The 640-nt window shown below is 57.7% G+C and carries 2 protein-coding genes; one reads left to right on the top strand and one right to left on the bottom strand.

Features of this window, described 5'->3' with window-relative positions; genetic code table 11:
• Positions 1 to 188 (top strand): biotin/lipoyl-containing protein (locus D3227_RS40565; RefSeq protein WP_120019480.1); only part of this gene is annotated, 188 nt, incomplete at its 5' end.
• Positions 189 to 307: 119 nt separating this feature from the next.
• Here D3227_RS40565 and D3227_RS42490 read toward each other — a convergent pair.
• A partial coding sequence (locus tag D3227_RS42490) for a hypothetical protein (RefSeq protein WP_208646636.1) occupies positions 308 to 640 on the bottom strand: 333 nt, incomplete at its 5' end.

The following is a 640-nucleotide window of genomic DNA, read 5'->3' as shown; positions in this document are numbered from 1 at the left end:
GCGTCGTCTCCGCGCTTGCCGTTGCCGCCGGCCAGGCGGTCAAGGCCGGCGACGTGCTGCTCTCCATAGAGGCGATGAAGATGGAAACGGCGCTGCATGCCGAGCGCGACGGCACCGTTGTCGAGGTATTGGTGAAAGCCGGCGACCATATCGACGCCAAGGACCTGCTGATCCTCTTAATAAGCTAGAAAGCACGTCAGCTATTCGCTTGGGGCCGCTGGAAGCCACGCCGACGTCGGCACCGAGCCACCTCGTTGCCAGGGAGTGTGACGGGAAACGGGAATTTGACGTAGCGTCGACGTTGATCCTAGAACTGTTTAGCGTTTTGACTAAATCGGAAGAGAGTCCGGGTGAAAAAATGCTGCCGGGACGGGAGACCAGCCTGCGATTTCAGCACGTCCTTGCTAAGGATCTGCTTGATGTATATGCGACTGAGTCTGACGAGAGTTTCAAGTCGGTGGGCCGTTTTTGAAAAAGAATCCTGTAGAGTGCTCGTGAGGCTTGGGTCTGCTGAGAGTCCTCTCTGATTGGGGTCGTTTTGGTCAAGATGCTCCTGCACTTTTTTCTGGACCGTTCCGTGGGTCACTCGCTTCTCTTCGCGGTCGGCGCTTGGGCCGCCGCATGATGGGGTCAGGAGAGC

The sequence above is a fragment of the Mesorhizobium waimense genome (assembly GCF_003601975.1).
Taxonomy (GTDB): Bacteria; Pseudomonadota; Alphaproteobacteria; order Rhizobiales; family Rhizobiaceae; genus Mesorhizobium; species Mesorhizobium waimense.
This window is presented reverse-complemented; position numbering and strand designations above follow the sequence as displayed.